Here is a 1,090-nt window from a genome sequence, read left to right as displayed (position 1 = left end):
ATGGCATCGGCCAGGTCAACACCGCGGTCAACCAGCTCGACCAGATGACACAACAGAACGCGGCGCTCGTGGAAGAGAGCGCAGCCGCCGCGCAAAGCCTCAGGGAGCAGGCCACTCGACTGGCCCAGGTGGTGGCGACGTTCCGCACAGAGGGTACGACCCACGCGTAACCGCGCCACCGACCACAACCCACGAAACGACAAATGAAATTCAACAACCTCAAGATTGGCCAGCGATTGGGCCTGGGCTTTGGCGCCGTTCTGCTGCTGCTGTTGCTGCTGACGGCGGTGGCGTTCAACGCCGTGACCTCCGCGACCGCGGGACAGAAGCGCCTGCTCGAAATGAACCGGCTGGTGAAGCTGGCCGACGATTGGGTGGCCAGCACGCAGCTGAACGTCACCCGCGTGATGTCGATGGCCAAGTCGGCCAACCACCCCGAGGTGGAGAGCTACTTCAAGCCGCTGATGGCCCAGACCACCGAACGCATCAACGAGCTGCAGAAGGAACTGGAAACGGCGATCGGGTCCGAGCAGGGCAAGGCCCTGCTGGCCGACATCGGCGCGCGGCGCAAGGAGTACATCGAGGTGCGCAAGACCTACTTCGACGCGCTCAAGGCGGCGGACCCGGCCGCCGCGGCCATGCTGACCGAGAAGCTGCTGCCCGCGGCGCAGCGTTACATCGGCACCATGCAGGAGCTGCAGAAGCACGAGCACGCGCTGCTGGCCCAGGAAGTGGAGCAGTCCAGCGCTGCGCTGTCCAGCCAGATGGGCTTCATCGTCGTCCTCTCCTGCGCTGCCCTGGCGGTGGGCGTGCTGGTGGCCTGGCGAGCGGCCCGCTCGGTGTCGGTGCCGGTGGCCGGCGCGGTGCGCGCCGCGCGGGCGGTGGCCGATGGCGACCTGACCCAGCCGCTGGTCGTGGACCGGGGCGACGAGCTCGGCCAGCTGCAACAGGCCCTGGCCGACATGAAGACCTCGCTGGTGTCCACCGTGTCGCAGGTGCGCGACGCCAGCGACAGCATCAACGTGGCCTCGCGCGAGATCGTCTCGGGCAACCACGACCTGAGCGCCCGCACCGAACAGGCGGCCAGCAA

At 67.5% G+C, this 1,090-nt stretch carries 1 protein-coding gene and 1 pseudogene; both read left to right on the top strand.

The annotated features are described in order from the left end of the window. Positions 1 to 170, top strand: a pseudogene (locus tag HFL01S_RS25850) (methyl-accepting chemotaxis protein); the annotation flags it as partial. 33 nt (positions 171 to 203) lie between these two features. Continuing rightward, a partial coding sequence (locus HFL01S_RS24440) for an MCP four helix bundle domain-containing protein (RefSeq protein ID WP_157539142.1) occupies positions 204 to 1,090 on the top strand: 887 nt, incomplete at its 3' end.

The organism is Hydrogenophaga flava NBRC 102514 (assembly GCF_001571145.1).
GTDB classification, from domain to species: domain Bacteria; phylum Pseudomonadota; class Gammaproteobacteria; order Burkholderiales; family Burkholderiaceae_C; genus Hydrogenophaga; species Hydrogenophaga flava.
Note: the sequence above shows the minus strand (reverse complement) of the source record. Positions and strands in the feature narration are given on the sequence as shown.